Origin of the sequence: Agrobacterium sp. ST15.13.013 (assembly GCF_027956525.1) — a bacterium.
GTDB classification, from domain to species: Bacteria; Pseudomonadota; Alphaproteobacteria; order Rhizobiales; family Rhizobiaceae; genus Agrobacterium; species Agrobacterium salinitolerans.
On record NZ_JAQKGP010000029.1, the window covers coordinates 1 to 16,523 of the forward strand.

Genomic DNA, 16,523 nt, shown 5'->3' on the forward strand with positions numbered 1-16,523 from the left:
TAACCGAAGTCTCTCTCCACGGCATCAACACCTCCCGCAAAGCGAAAAGTGTTACCCATGTCTCCGGTACAAAACGTCACCTATCTCTCAAGTCGGACACACCCCGATACCGTTAAAATCCAGTCTCAACAGGTCGCTCGCCGCGATGCCGACCGGCAACGCCGCGTAGAGCCCGAGCCGCGTTTTCCCGCTTCCGCAAGCCGTGATGGCTATGCTTCTGCACAGACAGGGGTTTCTTGCGCTTTTTTGCTGCGCTTCCCCCTGTCTTGCGCCTTGCAGCAGGAAAAATCGCTCCTTATATACGCCGCATAACAGCAGCGAAGGCTGCAAATCCAAGTCAAGGAGTTGCCACAAGAATGCCTCACGGGGTTCCGGCAGCTCGCTTCAAGGAGAGAAGAGCATGGCAAAAGTAATCGGTATCGACCTTGGCACGACCAATTCCTGCGTCGCAGTGATGGACGGCAAGGACACGAAAGTAATTGAAAACGCGGAAGGCGCGCGCACCACGCCGTCCATGGTGGCATTTTCCGACGATGGCGAGCGCCTTGTCGGCCAGCCGGCCAAGCGCCAGGCGGTCACCAACCCGACCAACACCCTGTTTGCGGTCAAGCGCCTGATCGGCCGCCGTTATGAAGACCCGACCGTCGAGAAGGACAAGGCTCTTGTTCCCTTCGAGATCGTCAAGGGTGACAATGGCGACGCATGGGTGAAGGCGCAGGACAAGCCCTATTCCCCTTCGCAGATTTCCGCGATGATCCTTCAGAAGATGAAGGAAACGGCTGAATCTTACCTCGGTGAAAAGGTCGAGAAGGCCGTTATCACCGTTCCCGCCTACTTCAACGATGCGCAGCGCCAGGCAACCAAGGATGCCGGCCGCATTGCAGGTCTCGACGTCCTGCGTATCATCAACGAGCCGACTGCGGCAGCACTCGCTTACGGCCTCGACAAGAAGGACGGCAAGACCATCGCCGTTTACGACCTTGGCGGCGGTACCTTCGATATTTCCGTCCTGGAAATCGGCGACGGCGTCTTCGAAGTGAAGTCCACCAACGGCGATACCTTCCTTGGCGGTGAAGACTTCGACATGCGTCTGGTCGAATATCTGGCCGGCGAGTTCAAGAAGGATCAGGGTATCGACCTGAAGAACGACAAGCTCGCTCTGCAGCGCCTCAAGGAAGCGGCCGAAAAGGCAAAGATCGAACTTTCCTCCTCGCAGCAGACCGAAATCAACCTGCCGTTCATCACGGCCGATGCTTCCGGTCCGAAGCACCTGACGCTGAAGCTGACCCGCGCCAAATTCGAAAGCCTGGTTGACGATCTGGTGCAGCGCACCGTCGCACCGTGTAAGGCAGCGCTCAAGGATGCCGGCGTTTCCGCTTCCGAGATCGACGAAGTCGTTCTCGTCGGTGGCATGAGCCGCATGCCGAAGGTGCAGGAAGTCGTCAAGCAGCTGTTCGGCAAGGAGCCGCACAAGGGCGTGAACCCGGATGAAGTGGTCGCCATGGGCGCCGCCATTCAGGCTGGCGTTCTGCAGGGCGACGTCAAGGACGTTCTGCTGCTCGATGTGACCCCGCTGTCGCTCGGCATCGAAACGCTGGGTGGCGTTTTCACCCGTCTGATCGATCGCAACACGACGATCCCGACCAAGAAGAGCCAGACCTTCTCGACCGCCGAAGACAACCAGTCGGCCGTGACCATCCGCGTCTCGCAGGGTGAGCGCGAAATGGCGCAGGACAACAAGCTGCTCGGCCAGTTCGACCTCGTCGGCCTGCCGCCGGCACCGCGTGGCGTTCCGCAGATCGAAGTGACCTTCGATATCGACGCCAACGGCATCGTGCAGGTTTCGGCGAAAGACAAGGGCACCGGCAAGGAACAGCAGATCCGCATCCAGGCCTCCGGAGGTCTCTCCGACGCCGACATCGAAAAGATGGTGAAGGACGCCGAAGCCAATGCCGAGGCCGACAAGAAGCGTCGTGCGGGTGTGGAAGCCAAGAACCAGGCCGAAAGCCTCATCCACTCCACCGAGAAGTCGGTGAAGGAATATGGCGACAAGGTTTCCGAAACTGACCGCAAGGCTATCGAAGACGCCATTGCCAGCCTGAAGACCGCCGTCGAAGCCGCTGAGCCGGATGCAGACGACATTCAGGCCAAGACCCAGACCCTCATGGAAGTTTCCATGAAGCTTGGTCAGGCCATCTACGAAGCGCAGCAGGCCGAGGCCGGCGATGCTTCCGAAGAAGGCAAGGACGACGTCGTCGACGCCGACTATGAAGAAATCAAGGACGACAAGAAGTCCGCTTAATCGCGTGACTTTCCGTCTCCTGACAATTTATGCAAGACATCCGGCTGCCGACGTGCAGCCGGAAATCCATTTGCGAGGCTTGTTAACTGAATGGCGAAAGCAGACTTTTACGAAACACTTGGCGTCAGCAAGACTGCGGACGAAAAAGAGCTGAAAAGCGCCTTCCGCAAACTCGCGATGAAATACCATCCGGACAAGAACCCGGACGATGCCGATTCCGAACGGAAATTCAAGGAAATCAACGAAGCATACGAGACGTTGAAGGACCCTCAGAAACGAGCGGCCTATGACCGTTTCGGCCACGCCGCATTTGAAAATGGCGGCATGGGCGGCGGCGGCATGGGTGGCGGCGGTTTCGCCAATGGCGGCTTCTCCGACATCTTCGAGGACATCTTCGGCGAGATGATGGGTGGTGGCCGTGCGCGCCGCTCTTCCGGCGGGCGCGAACGCGGCGCCGATCTTCGCTACAACATGGAAATCACGCTGGAAGAGGCCTTCACCGGCAAGACGGCGCAGATCAGGGTTCCTACCTCGATCACCTGTGATGTCTGTTCGGGCTCTGGCGCCAAACCAGGTACACAGCCGAAGACCTGCGCTACCTGTCAGGGTTCCGGCCGCGTGCGCGCAGCACAGGGCTTCTTCTCGGTGGAACGCACCTGCCCCACCTGCCATGGCCGCGGGCAAACGATCTCCGATCCGTGCGGCAAGTGCCATGGTCAGGGCCGTGTAACGGAAGAGCGCTCGCTCTCGGTCAACATTCCCTCGGGCATTGAAGACGGCACCCGCATTCGCCTGCAGGGCGAAGGCGAAGCTGGCATGCGCGGCGGTCCGGCGGGCGATCTTTACATCTTCCTGTCCGTGCGTCCGCATGAATTCTTCCAGCGCGACGGCGCCGACCTTTATTGCACCGTGCCGATCTCCATGACGACGGCGGCGCTCGGCGGCACTTTCGATGTCACGACGCTCGACGGCACCAAATCGCGGGTTACGGTTCCGGAAGGAACCCAGCCGGGCAAGCAGTTCCGTCTGAAGGGCAAGGGTATGCCGGTGCTGCGTTCAGCGCAGACGGGCGACCTTTATATCCAGATTCAGATCGAGACGCCGCAGAAACTCAGCAAGCGGCAGCGCGAGCTGTTGCAGGAATTCGAGCAGCTCTCCTCCAAGGAGAATAATCCGGAATCGACGGGCTTCTTTGCCCGGATGAAGGAATTCTTCGACGGCTGATCGCTGCCGCTTCCCCGCTTTTAGAACGCCGCCGCCATCAGGGACTGGCGGCGTTTTCGTTTCTGGCTCAACCGGAAAAGCCGCCCTCTTCCAGATATTGCCGCTCCTCCGGTGTCGTTTCTCGCAACAATATCTTGTTACGATGCGGAAAGCGGCCGAAACGCTCGATGATATCGCGATGTTCTTCGGCATGGTGAAGATAAAGCCCGCCAAGCGGATGGTTCAGGACGCAGGCACGCTGCTGGGCCTCGATATCTTCGGCATGGGAAAAGGGCAGATAGAAGAACACCCGCAAATCCTCACTCACCGCCTGATCATGCCCGCTGTGGATGGCCTCATCGGCAAAAAGCCGCGCCAGAGGATCGGTCGCATACATGTGCGCGGTGCCGCGAAAGCAGTTGCGCGGAAACTGATCCAGCAGAAGCATCAGCGCGAGGCTGCTTTCCGCGTCCTCCAGCCAGTTGTCCAATTCACGTCTTGCGGCCGCAAAATGGGCGTCGCGGAAACGGTCGTGAAAGCGGTTATCGAAGGCGGCGTCCTTGTCGAACCACTTCTCCGGTCCGGCCTTCTTCCAGAAATCGACGATATCGGCGGCTAGCTCGGCGGTGTCGTTTTTCATTGGCTCTTCCCTGTCAATAATGCGGCGGCCGGGTAATTGCAGGCGCGTCCAGCGATTGCTCTTCGAGGCTCAGAAACCTCTCCGTCAGGCGGTCCAGCTTGGCACGGGTCTGCTCCACCACCTTCCACTGCTCCGCCAGCTGATCAGAGAGTTCTTCTATCACCTTCGCCTGATGCGCGGCCGTTTCTTCGAGTATGATGATGCGTTTTTCGGTTTCCGACGTCATATCGACCTCTCTTTCCAGCCCTTCCTTGGGCGTAAAAGCTTGGGAGTCAACCATATGTCGCTTTGGTGAAGCAAATTCGTCATGGCGATCCGGAAACGAAAAAAGCCGGCGGTGTTTCCATCGCCGGCATCCGAGTCTTTGGCATTCCTCAGTCTTCTTCTACGAAAACCTCTTCGCGTTTCTTCTTCACGCTGGGCAGAAAGACGACGATCAGCACGGCCAACGCGATGAAAAGCAGGGTGGCGCTGATCGGCCGGGTGACGAAGGTCGATGGATCGCCGCGCGACAGGATCATGGCGCGCCGCAGGTTCTCCTCCAGCAGCGGACCGAGCACGAAGCCCAGCAGCAACGGTGCAGGTTCGCAGCGCAGTTTCACCAGCACATAGCCAATGAAGCCGAAGAAGGCGACGGCATACAGATCGAAGACGTTGGAATTGACGCTGTAGACCCCGATGGCGCAGAAGGCCATGATGATGGGGAACAGCACATAATAAGGCACCGTCAGAAGCTTCACCCACAGCCCGATCAGGGGCAGGTTCAGGATGACGAGCATCAGGTTGCCGATCCACATGGAGGCGATGATGCCCCAGAACAGCGCCGGCTGTTCGGTCGCAACGTTCGGACCCGGCACGATACCCTGAATGATCATCGCGCCAATCATCAGCGCCATGACCGGATTGGCGGGAATGCCGAGCGTGAGCAGCGGGATGAAGGAGGTCTGCGCACCCGCGTTGTTTGCGGATTCCGGACCGGCCACCCCGGCCACCGCGCCATGCCCGAATTCTTTCGGGTTCTTGGAGACGCGTTTTTCAACCGTATAGGATGCAAATGCCGCAAGGATGGCGCCACCACCCGGCAGAATACCGAGTGCCGAACCGATGACAGTGCCGCGCAACACCGGACCGATCATGGCCTTGAAGTCCTCCTTCGACGGCATCAGGCTGCTGACTTTGGCGATCAGCACAGAGCGGGTCCGCTCGTTTTCGAGATTGCGCAGGATCTCGGCGATACCGAAGACGCCAACGGCCACAGCCACGAAGTTCAGACCGTCGGCATATTCGCGAATACCGAGAGTGAAGCGCGGCGTGCCGCTGTAAATATCCGTGCCGACCAGACCGAGCAGCAGGCCGAGCACGACCATGGCCAGAGCCTTGACGATGGAGCCATGGGCGAGCGCAATGGATGAGACGAGGCCCACGACCATCAGCGAGAAATATTCCGCCGCGCCGAACTCCAGCGCGATCGCCGTCAAGGGCGGCGCGAAGATCGCCACAAGGAAGGTGGATACCGTGCCGGCAAAGAACGAGCCGATGGCGGCGATGGCAAGAGCAGCCCCCGCCTTGCCCTTGCGCGCCATCTGATAGCCATCGATGGCGGTAACGGCAGAGGAGGATTCGCCGGGCATGTTGATCAGGATGGCCGTGGTCGAGCCGCCATATTGCGCACCGTAATAAATGCCGGCGAGCATGATCAGCGACGAGACCGGTTCGAGCTGGAAGGTAATCGGCAGCAGCATGGCGATGGTCGCCGTCGCACCGATGCCGGGCAGCACGCCGATCAAAGTGCCGAGCAACACGCCGATAAGGCAGAAGAACAGGTTTGCCAGCGAAGAAGCCGTGACGAAACCGAGAGCGAGATTATCGAGCAAATCCATCACGGCACCTCAAAATTTAAGCCAGGGACCGAAGCGCTGGAACGGCAGGCCGAGACCGTAGTTAAAAACAGCGACGGAAAAGACCGTGATCGCCGCGGAAAGAATGACCGCCATGACCGGGCTCATCTTGTGCGAGGCGAAGGAAGCGATGAGGGCGCTGAAAAAAAGTGCCGGAACGAAACCGAGACCCCGGACAGTGAGGCCGAAGAAGATCGGGGCGGGCAGAATGAAAAATATCCCCCGCCAGGCAATCGCGCCGATAGCCTCACCCTGTATGCGCGTGGACCGCATGAATATCACCCCACCCAGCAGGACCAGAATGATCGCCAAAACAAGCGGGAAATAGCCGGGTCCCATTCGGAATGCGCTCCCAATCTCCAGCCCATAGGACTGCAGGGCAAAAAATGCGCCAAGCCCGATAAAAATTGCCCCGCAGACTGCTTCGGCAGGGTCAATAAAAAACGACTTCATGAAAGATGCCCCTCCACTGCGGCCGGCAACCCACCGTCCCGCGCGTTAAATCGATGGCAAAAAACCGGCGGCATGACGCCGCCGGTAATTCTTTCAGCCATCAGTCGGCATATTGGCCGGCAGCTTCGATCACCGGCTTCCAGCGGGCGATTTCGCTTTCAAGCTTGGCCTTCAGCGCCGCAGGCGTCGCATCGCTTTCAGAGGAAGGCGTGGTGCCGAGTTCAGCAAAACGAGCTACGACATTCTCGTCCTTCAGCGCGGCCTGCAGCGATTTGGAGAGCTTTTCGTTGATTTCGGCAGACGTGCCCTTCGGCGTATAGATGCCGTGCCAGATACCTACTTCGAGCTTCGGCAGGCCTGCTTCGACAACCGTCGGCACATCCGGAAGCACGTCCAGCCGCTTGGCCGTGGTTACGGCATAGGCTTTCACGGTTCCGCCCTGAATCTGCTTGGTGGTGTTGGTGGTCTGGTCGCACATGATGTCGACCTGGCCGCCGAGAAGATCGGTCATGGCCGGACCTGTGCCCTTATAGGGAACGGTGACAAGCGGTGTCTCTATGGCGCTCATGAACAGCATGCCGCACAGATGCGAGGCGGCGCCGATGCCGGCATTGGCGACGGTCACCTTGTCCTTGTTCGCCTTGGCATAGTCGATCAGACTTTTCAGATCCGTCGTCTCGAGGGTCTTGCGCGACAGGATGGTCATCGGCACTTCGGTGACCAGACCGACATATTCAAAGGCGTTCAGCGTGTCATAGGCGAGCTTGCGGTAGAGCGTGGCGCTGGTCGCCATGCCGATATGGTGGAGAAGAACGGTATAACCGTCCGGATCGGCCGATGCCACGCGACCAGCACCCAGCGTGCCGCCTGCGCCGCCGACATTTTCGACGATGATCTGCTGGCCGAGGTCCTTCGACATGGATTCAGCGACAAGACGCGCGACCGTATCCGTGGGGCCGCCAGCGGAAAAGGGCACGACCATGGTGATATTGCGCTCTGGATAGTTCTGAGCGGATGCGGACAGCGCAAAAAGGGAAACGGCAGCGGCAGCAGCAAGGCCGGTGACTGTCTTCAGTATTTTCATCGATTCCTCCCGGATGAAAATGTTCGCCACTTCAGCCGCGCATGCTCCTCCATGGCGACCGGGGTGAGATATTTGCGATCCGGGATCACCGTTCAGCAATGGCGGTCTTGTCGTGCGGTGCGCTTTTATTGCCATCCCGGACGGCAATGGGTGGATTTCTACCCATAAGGAATGATCTATGGGTGGAAATCCACCCATCAGACCTCGGTCATGTGCCGGTGCAGGCCGTATTTCTGCATTTTTTCGTAGAGCGTTTTGCGCGAAATGCCGAGATTTTCATAAACGGATTTCAGATTTCCGCCGTGCACGGCGATTGCGTGTGCGATCAGGCTTTTTTCATAAGCCGCAACCCGTGTGGCAAGGGCTGCTTTTCCGTCATCATGAAACGGCAGGGAGGCTTCGGACACATCGCTTTCCAGACCGAGAACGAAACGGTCTGCGGCATTGCGCAGTTCACGCACGTTGCCCGGCCACTCACGCAGGGAGACGGCCGAAAGCAGACTTTGCGGCACCTCCATGTCTTCCCGCCCGTAGCGGGCAGCGGCTTCCCGCACGAGATGCAGGAAAAGTAACGGTATATCTGCGCTGCGCTGCGAGAGCGACGGCACGAGAAGTGTCGCCACGTTGAGCCGATAAAGAAGATCCGCACGGAACCGACCGGCCGCGACTTCCTGTTCCAGATCGACCTTGCTGGTGGCGATAAAACGGACATCGAGTTCGACCGTTTCATTCGAGCCGAGACGGGTAATCACCCGTTCCTGCAAGACACGCAGGAAGCGGCCCTGCAATTCGAAGGGCATGGAGCCGATCTCATCCAGCAATATGGTGCCGCCGCGAGCATGTTCGAACTTGCCGTAGCGCGGGCGCAGCGCACCGGGGAAGGCGCCTGCCTCATGACCGAACAACTCGCTTTCGATCAACGTCTGCGGAAGGGCGGCGCAATTGATCGCCACGAATGGCCGGTTGGCCCTGGCGCTGATATCGTGAAGCGCGCGCGCCACGACCTCCTTGCCGGCGCCCGTGTCACCGACGATCAGCGTATCGGCGTCCGTCGCACCGATAGCGCGGATACGATACCGCAGATCGACCATGATCTGAGTTCTGCCGGGTAGGCGTGTTTCGAGATCGTCATGCTTGCCTGCCACCGCCTTGAGACGGCGGTTTTCCAGCACCAGCGCCCGCCGATCATTGGCCCTTTTGATGATGCCGGCAAGATATTGCGGCGTGAACGGCTTTTCGATGAAATCATAAGCGCCGTTGCGCATGGCGTTGACCGCGAGCTGCACATCGCCATGGCCTGTCATCAGGATGACAGGTATCTCCGCATCAAGCTCCCGCACCTTCTGCAGCAGCGTCATACCATCCATGCCGGGCATCCTGATATCGCTGACCACCACGCCGTCGAAGCTGTAGCCGATGAGTTCGAGCGCATGTTCGGCGCTTGCGAGCATCGCGACGTCACAGCCTGAGAGCTCCAGCGCCTGCGCCGTGGAAAAGCGCAGCTCTTCCTCATCATCGATCAACAGAACCCGCGACATGGTCATTCCGCAGCCGCCTCCACGCGCCACGCGGCGGCTGGCAATTCGATCTCGAACTCCGCCCCGCCGTCTTCATGGTTTCTGACGCGCAGCTGGCCGCCGAAATCCTTGATGATATTATAGGATATGGACAGGCCAAGACCGAGGCCGCGCCCCACGCCCTTGGTGGTGAAGAAGGGATCGAAAATGCGTTCTGAAATCGCCGCCGGCACGCCCGGACCGCGATCACGAATGAAAATCGACACCGACTGGCCGTGCTGCACGGCCCGCAGCGCAATGCGGCGTTCCTCGCGTCCCTCCACCGCATCGGCAGCATTGGAGATGATGTTGACGAGCACCTGCTGCAGCCGCACCGGGCCGGCTTTCACGGCAAGCGGAACCCGACCGAGATCCACATCCAGCACCGCATCGGCGGCCTTCAGCCGCGCGCCGACGATTTCGAGCGTATCGCGAAGGACGGCTTCGAGACTTACCGCGGCCGTTTTTTCATTGGGTTTACGGGCGAAATTCCTGAGATGTTTGCTGATGGAGGCCATACGGTCGATAAGGCCCGAAATGCGCCTGAGGTTTTCTGTCACCTCCTCCAGCCGTCCTCGTTCCACGAGAAGCGAGGCGTTTTCGGCATAATTCTTGGCGGCTGCGAGCGGCTGGTTGAACTCATGCGACAACGCCGCCGACATCTGGCCGAGCGCTGCGAGCTTGCCCGCCTGCACCAGCTCGTTCTGCATCTTGCGCAACTGTTTTTCCGTCTGGCGGCGCTCGGCGACTTCGTGTTCGATCTCCTGATTGACCCGCGCCAGATCGGCGGTGCGCTCCTCCACCCGGCGTTCCAGTTCCGCCTGCGCCTCCGCCTGATGGGTCAGGCGTTCGCGCAGACGACGACGCCTTTGCAGCATGGCGGCGATCAGCGCGGCAGCAAGACACAGGCAGAGGATGATGGCTATCATCGCCGTCTTCACCTGCGTTCGGAGGGAACCCGTGTCCATCAGCACACTGACTGTCCAGCCCGCGTCGGGCATCGGCTGCGACAGGACCATATATTCCCTTTCACCGTCATTTTGGGTGATTGTCATCAGTTGATGGGAGCCAAAATTGCCGTTTTTCACCGGCAACTCCTTCAGCGTTGCATTGGCGTAGCGGCGAGAAGTCTCCGTGCGCGCCAGCCTCTCGGGCGTCAGCGGCATCAGGCCGGAATAAAGCCATTGCGGCGTTCCAGTCATGAAGATGATGCCTTCCGGGTCCGATACCAGAATTCGGTTCTCGCCATTGCCGAAGGAGGCTTCTATGCCTTCAATGTCGACCTTAAAGACGATGACGCCCTTGATCTCCTCATTAAAAAGGATGGGCGCCGAAAAATAATAGCCACGCTTGTGGGACGTGGTGCCAAGCGCGAAGAACCGCGACTGGAAACCTTTGACGGCGTCCTGAAAATAGGGACGGTAGCTGAAATTCTCACCGACGAAGCTGGTCGGACCATCATAGTTGCTGGCGGCGATTGTCTCCCCATCCAGCGTGATGATGTAAATATCGGAGGATTCCAGCAGGGTGTTGATGGATTTGAGATAGACATTGGCGCGCTGGCGCAGTTCGGCATCCTTGGGATGTGCGACCAGTTCCTCAATGTCGTCATGATCGGCGATCAGAGCCGGCAGCGGCTCGTAGCGGCTCAAAAGCCCGCCGAGGGCGGAAACGGCCAGCCGCAGAGTGGTGCGGCCCTGATCGGACATTTCGCCGAAATAGCTTTCCGCAATAATGCCGCCACCTCTGGTCACGGCGCCATAACCGAGGCCGAGGCTGAGAAGCATCAACAAAATCCAGCGATATTTCACCGAAGCTCCCCGCCTTTTGCAGGCATCGAAACCTGCTCTCTCTAAAAGAGTGTAGGAGGAGTGGCCGAATTTTCCAAGTGAGCGGAAAAGACAGCAGAACGGCCCTCAAAAAAAAAAACCGGCCACGGGGGCCGGTTTTTGCATAGATGCTTTCAGAAAAGCTTATGCGCTTTCCTTCGGCGTCAGAACCTGACGGCCGCGATACATACCGGTCTTCAGATCGATATGGTGCGGACGGCGCAGTTCGCCGGAGTTCTTGTCTTCAACGTAGGTCGCAGACTTGAGACCGTCAGCCGAGCGGCGCATACCGCGCTTGGACGGGCTTGTTTTTCTTTTTGGTACAGCCATTTTTGTTACTCCACTTAAGCGGCGAAACAACGGAACCGGCCAGAACCAAAGGCCGAATGTCGGATGTCTCGATATCGGAAATTTGGCGCGCTTATACATGCCCAAACGGGCTTTGACCAGCCCTGATGCGCATTTTTTCCGATTCAGGGAAATCAGCGCGGCAGGCCTGTCTCAGATATCGGGAATCACAGGCGCGGGTTTATCGAAAACAACGAGTTCCTTGAAGTGGTTCATATCCTTGAATTCACAGAAAGCTGGCGGTCGCATCTCTATGACCGGCGCGGCAGCGCGCAGTTTTTCAAGTTCTTCATCCAGCATGGCCTGCCAGCGCGGCAGGGATTCCGGCTCGAACCAGCTGATGATGTAAGACAGGGTGATGTGAAATTCGTAGGTTTCATGATCCGGGTGGCGATAGCCGAACAACTTGGCAAATTCATCCCGCCAGAGAGCCACGATCCGGTCATCCTCGGCCGTAGCACCCTTCATGACAAGGCCCGTCGGGCGCAGGCCCGTCACCTGCATGTTGAATGCCGGCAGGGCCGGAAAGGCGAAGAGCCGGTCGCGATAATAATCGGTCATCACGTCAATCGGCGTATCGAGAGGAATGTTTTCCGGCCAGTAGGGCAAGGCGCGGCGGAACTCGATGATGCCCTGAAACACGGTCATATGCAGGCTGGAAATCGGCGTGAAGGCAAGCTGCGACGCCTCCGGCATGTCCAGAAAGCGCTGGCGGGTTGCGATGATCGCTTTTTCGGTCTGCGATCCGCTGGCGAGATGGCTTACAACGGTATTGCCGGGCTCCGGCAGAAACTCGCCATCCGCATTGAAGCGGCTGCCGAGATGGCGCGGCGGCTGATCGTGGTTGGCGACGGAAATATAGTCGAGATCTTTCGAGACCAGCGGGGCGTGCATGGGAAACTCCTTGTGAGACGTTTCCCCTAGTCCCCGCACGCGACAAAGTAATGACATCCGCCGCTCAAAGGCCGATCAATGCGCCTCATCCCAATTGTCGGCCGCGCGTGCATCCACTTTCAGCGGCACCCTCATCGAAATGGCCGGCATGGCCGCATTCTCCATGACAGAGACGACGACAGGCAGGGTCTTTTCGATTTCCGCTTCCTCGACTTCGAAGATGAGTTCGTCATGCACCTGCAAAAGCATGCGGGCGGAGAGCTTTTCCGCCTCCAGCGCCGGCTCGATGCGGACCATGGCCCGGCGGATGATATCGGCGGCCGAGCCCTGGATCGGCGCGTTGATGGCCGCACGTTCGTTGAAAGCTTTCACGGACGGGTTGGAAGAGCGGATTTCCGGATAATGGGCACGACGGCCGAAAATCGTCTCGACATAACCGTTTTCGCGGGCGAAGGCCTTGGTTGCTTCCATGTAGTCGCGAATACCGGGAAAACGCTCGAAATATTTCTTGATGTAGTCCCCCGCTTCCGAGCGGGCGATGCTGAGCTGGTTGGCGAGACCGAAAGCGGAAATGCCGTAGATGATGCCGAAGTTGATGGCCTTGGCGCGGCGGCGCACTTCCGACGGCATACCCTCGACAGGCACGCCGAACATTTCCGACGCGGTCATCGCATGAATGTCGATGCCGTTTTCGAAGGCGTTTCTAAGCTGCGGGATATCGGCGACATGGGCAAGCACACGCAACTCGATCTGGCTGTAATCGGCCGACAGAAGCTTGTGTCCTGGCGTAGTGATGAAGGCCGTGCGGATCTTGCGTCCTTCGGCCGTGCGAACCGGGATGTTCTGAAGGTTCGGCTCCGAGGACGAGAGGCGCCCCGTGGTGGTGGAGGCGAGCGCGTAGGAAGTGTGCACCCGTTTCGTCTCGGGATGGATATAACCGGGCAGCGCATCGGTATAGGTGGATTTCAGCTTGGTCAGCTGTCGCCAGTCGACGATCTTGCGCGGCAGTTCAGCACCTTCCGCTGCCAGATCTTCCAGAACCTGCGCCGATGTTGACCATTGGCCGGTCTTGGTTTTCGAGCCGCCGGGCAGACCCATCCTGCCGAACAGAATATCGCCGAGTTGCTTTGGCGAACCGATGTTGAAACGCTCGCCCGCCAGCTCGTAGATTTCCTCTTCGAAGCTCGCAGCCTTTTGGGCAAGTTCGCCGGAAAGGCGCGACAGTATCTGCCGGTCCACGGTGATGCCGCGCTCCTCCATATGCGCCAGTACGGGCACAAGGGGGCGTTCCAGCCGTTCATAAACCTTGGTCAGCCGTTCCGAGACAAGCCGGGGCTTAAGCGCCATCCACAGCCGCAGCGTGACGTCAGCATCCTCAGCCGCATAGGCGGTTGCCTTGTCGATATCAACAAAATCGAAGGTGACGCTCGACTTGCCCGATCCCGTCACGTCCTTATAGGCAATAGGCGTGTGGCCGAGCCAGCGTTCGGACAGGGAATCCATGCCATGTGTGGCCTTTCCGGCCTCAAGCACATAGGAAATCAGCATCGTGTCGTCGAAGCTCTGCATGACGACGCCGTGGCGTTTCATCAGCAGGTAATCGTATTTGAGGTTCTGCGCGACCTTGAGGACAGCCTCGTCCTCAAGCAGGTCCTTCAGACGCTCCAGAGCTTCGGCAAAGGGCACCTGCCCTTCGGCGAGCTTGATGCCATCACTGAAGAGATCGCCACCTGAGCCGGTCTTGTGCGTCAAGGGAACATAGGCGGCCCGGATATCGGTGCCCGTGGCATCCTTGCCGTTATCGGCAATGGCCAGAGAAAAACCGACAAGTTCCGCCTGCATCGGGTCGAGCGAGGTCGTTTCCGTATCGAAGGCAACAACACCCGTCTCCCGGGCCGCCGCGATCCAGCGGTCGAGCGTGTCAAGGTCCCTGATCGTCAGATAGGCGGTCGTATCGATCTTGGCGGCGGAAAAAAGCGCCTGTCGCGCTGTGGCAAGATCGGCGGGCGCGCTGCCTTCACCTGTTGCTTTCCTTGGCGGAGCGCCCGTCGCGTCAGCGGCCGCTTCGCCAACCTTAACGACGGCGGCAGCCGGCGCATCCAGATCGGGACCATGGGCTTCGGCGCCCCATTGTACCGGCACATTGGCGGCATCGATGGCGGAAGCGTCGGTTTCGGTCGCCTCGGCAACCCGGCGTGTCAGCGTCGTGAACTCCATCGCTTTCAGGAAGGCGATCAGTTTCGGGCCGTTCTGTGGTTCGAGCACCAGCGCTTCGAGAGACTGATCCAGCGGCACATCGGTCCTGAGTGCCACGAGCTGTCTAGAAAGGCGGGCAAGCTCCGCATTGGCGATGATATTTTCCCGGCGCTTCTGCTGCTTGATTTCGCCTGCCCGCGCCAGCAGTGTATCGAGATCGCCGTATTCCTCCAGCAATTGTGCCGCCGTCTTCGGGCCGATGCCAGGAATGCCAGGAACATTGTCAGTCGAATCGCCCGTCATTGCCTGCAGGTCGATCATCTTTTCCGGGCCTACGCCCCACTTCTCGACAACGTCCGGAACGCCGATCTGCTTGTCCTTCATGGCGTCGTACATATGTACATTAGCCGTGACGAGCTGCATCAGATCCTTGTCGGAGGAGATGATGGTGACATCGGCTCCGATTGCCTCGGCCTGCCGGGCATAGGTGGCGATGATATCGTCCGCCTCAAAGCCTTCCGTCTCAATGCAGGGAAGGTTAAAGGAGCGCGTCGCCTCACGGATCAGGCCGAATTGCGGCACCAGATCTTCCGGCGGCGCAGTGCGGTTGGCCTTGTAGAGGTCGTAAAGCTCGTTGCGAAAGGTTTTCGACGAATAGTCGAAAATGACAGCAAAATGGGTCGGCGTGACGCCGACATCGGTATTGCGCGCATCCTTCAGGAGCTTCCACAACATGTTGCAGAAGCCGGAGACGGCGTTGACCGGCAGCCCGTCCGACTTGCGGTTCAGCGGCGGGATGGCATGGAAGGCCCGGAAAATGAAACCGGAGCCGTCAACGAGGAAGAGATGATCGCCTTTTTTCATGGGTAGCATGGATAGCGCGCCGAAGGCGAAAGGTCTATCGTGGAGATCAGATGCGAGGCTATATCTTTGTTGATTTCCAGGGAAAAGCGGATGTCCAAAGTTTCGATATTTCAGGCGTATTTTGGAGCAGTCCTCCTCACCGCGATCGTTGTGGTCTGCTCATGGCTCCAAGAAGATCAAACGATAACAATTTTTCAGAAATCTCTCCTAGCGCCGCTTTTTCTTCTGGCTAGCAGGGGCCTACGTGCCTTTTTTCCGCAACGCCTTGATGCAACACGCAGCATCTTCGGAACTGCGGAATTTCATTTTCTCAACTCCGCAGTGATCGCGGCGTTCCTCTTGTTGGTGCTTCACCCGCTGGGAGACCTTGCCGCGCAGCTTATGTTTTTTGCGTCCTTCATTTTGCTTGCAGGAAGCACGAATTTCCTCCTTGCGATGAGAGCAAAACGCAAAATTGAGGACCGCAGCTAAACGTCGCCACACCTTACCGATTTGTAATCCATTCTTCCCTTGAAAAGCCGTATTTGGAGACACATTTCTTAGTGGACGGCGCCTGATCACGCCGTAGTCTGATAGCTGGCTCGTCCCCCGCCGCGTCAGACCGGACAAAGGCCTTTCCCCCTCTCCGGGCCTTTGTCCTCCAATATGACCGCCATGGCCGACCCCTCCCGGCCATGGCGGTTTTGTTTTATGCACTATTTCGGTCTGGCTTAAACATATCATGCGATATATATCGCGCTATCGAATTGCCGGGCTGAGCCGGCCGTGATGCTTTATGGGCGGAAGAATGGGTTTTTCCCGGGACGAATCGGCAATCTATCTCGCTTCGAGAATGGCGCGGGAATTCACCATGGCGCTGCAGAAAAGAGCCGCCGCCCTGGGTTTCTCGCCCGGGCAATTCCCCATCCTCATCGAACTCTGGCATGAGGACGGCCTGACGCAGCGGCAATTGCTGGATCGGATCGATGTCGAACAGGCGACGCTCGCCAATACGCTCTCGCGCATGGAACGCGATGGGCTGATCGTCCGCAAATCCCATCCAAGCGACCGCCGTGCCCAGATCATCGAACTGACCCAGCGCGGCAGGGATCTGGAAGCCAACGCCATTGCCGCCTCCGAAGCCACCGAAGATGCGTTGCTCAAGGATTTCCGGCGTTTCGAGAGGCAGCTTCTGCTGGAATATATGCGCCGGGCGATCGAAAGCGCCAAAAAAGCGAAATAGCATTTACAGCCCGAAACCGCTTCGCACTTTCCCT

The 16,523-nt window shown here is 58.7% G+C and carries 14 protein-coding genes; 4 read left to right on the forward strand and 10 right to left on the reverse strand.

Annotated elements, in window-relative coordinates; genetic code table 11:
- Positions 1–400 precede the first annotated feature (400 nt).
- Complete coding sequence (gene dnaK / locus PL597_RS22230) at positions 401–2,302, forward strand: molecular chaperone DnaK (RefSeq protein ID WP_077984580.1); 1,902 nt, start codon at positions 401–403, stop codon at positions 2,300–2,302.
- A 90-nt stretch (positions 2,303–2,392) separates the two neighbouring features.
- Entirely contained in the window at positions 2,393–3,526 is a 1,134-nt protein-coding gene (dnaJ, locus tag PL597_RS22235; protein WP_077984581.1) for a molecular chaperone DnaJ, read from the forward strand.
- Between the two features lie 67 nt (positions 3,527–3,593).
- Here the strand turns inward: dnaJ and PL597_RS22240 are convergent, their stop codons facing one another.
- From PL597_RS22240 to polA, 10 genes are all read right to left on the reverse strand, one after another.
- Positions 3,594–4,145, reverse strand: a complete 552-nt coding sequence (locus tag PL597_RS22240) for a DUF924 family protein (protein ID WP_137409551.1) — start codon at positions 4,143–4,145, stop codon at positions 3,594–3,596.
- Positions 4,146–4,158: 13 nt separating this feature from the next.
- The gene (locus tag PL597_RS22245; RefSeq protein ID WP_077984626.1) at positions 4,159–4,371 is read right to left on the reverse strand and encodes a SlyX family protein; all 213 of its coding nucleotides are present in this window, start codon (positions 4,369–4,371) and stop codon (positions 4,159–4,161) included.
- Between the two features lie 148 nt (positions 4,372–4,519).
- On the reverse strand, positions 4,520–6,025 hold the full coding sequence (locus PL597_RS22250; protein WP_142914269.1) for a tripartite tricarboxylate transporter permease: 1,506 nt from the start codon (positions 6,023–6,025) through the stop codon (positions 4,520–4,522).
- 9 nt (positions 6,026–6,034) lie between these two features.
- Entirely contained in the window at positions 6,035–6,496 is a 462-nt protein-coding gene (locus PL597_RS22255) for a tripartite tricarboxylate transporter TctB family protein (protein ID WP_269824898.1), read from the reverse strand.
- A 100-nt stretch (positions 6,497–6,596) separates the two neighbouring features.
- Complete coding sequence (locus PL597_RS22260) at positions 6,597–7,580, reverse strand: tripartite tricarboxylate transporter substrate-binding protein (RefSeq protein ID WP_077984628.1); 984 nt, start codon at positions 7,578–7,580, stop codon at positions 6,597–6,599.
- 197 nt (positions 7,581–7,777) lie between these two features.
- Positions 7,778–9,124, reverse strand: coding sequence for a sigma-54-dependent transcriptional regulator (locus PL597_RS22265; protein WP_271366260.1), 1,347 nt, complete (start codon positions 9,122–9,124; stop codon positions 7,778–7,780).
- Entirely contained in the window at positions 9,121–10,923 is a 1,803-nt protein-coding gene (locus PL597_RS22270) for a sensor histidine kinase (RefSeq protein WP_271366261.1), read from the reverse strand. Before PL597_RS22270 ends, PL597_RS22265 begins: the two co-directional genes overlap by 4 nt.
- Before the next feature lie 186 nt (positions 10,924–11,109).
- A complete protein-coding gene (gene rpmF, locus PL597_RS22275) occupies positions 11,110–11,295 on the reverse strand; it encodes a 50S ribosomal protein L32 (protein ID WP_003507205.1) in 186 nt (61 codons plus the stop codon).
- 171 nt (positions 11,296–11,466) lie between these two features.
- Complete coding sequence (locus PL597_RS22280) at positions 11,467–12,207, reverse strand: DUF1868 domain-containing protein (RefSeq protein WP_271366262.1); 741 nt, start codon at positions 12,205–12,207, stop codon at positions 11,467–11,469.
- A 75-nt stretch (positions 12,208–12,282) separates the two neighbouring features.
- The gene (gene polA, locus PL597_RS22285; RefSeq protein WP_271366286.1) at positions 12,283–15,267 is read right to left on the reverse strand and encodes a DNA polymerase I; all 2,985 of its coding nucleotides are present in this window, start codon (positions 15,265–15,267) and stop codon (positions 12,283–12,285) included.
- 90 nt (positions 15,268–15,357) lie between these two features.
- On the opposite strand from polA, the gene PL597_RS22290 reads away from it, so the two are divergent.
- Together PL597_RS22290 and PL597_RS22295 are read left to right on the forward strand one after the other, a co-directional pair.
- Positions 15,358–15,738, forward strand: coding sequence for a hypothetical protein (locus tag PL597_RS22290; protein WP_271366263.1), 381 nt, complete (start codon positions 15,358–15,360; stop codon positions 15,736–15,738).
- Between the two features lie 316 nt (positions 15,739–16,054).
- The gene (locus PL597_RS22295) at positions 16,055–16,489 is read left to right on the forward strand and encodes a MarR family winged helix-turn-helix transcriptional regulator (protein WP_162520634.1); all 435 of its coding nucleotides are present in this window, start codon (positions 16,055–16,057) and stop codon (positions 16,487–16,489) included.
- Positions 16,490–16,523 lie beyond the last annotated feature (34 nt).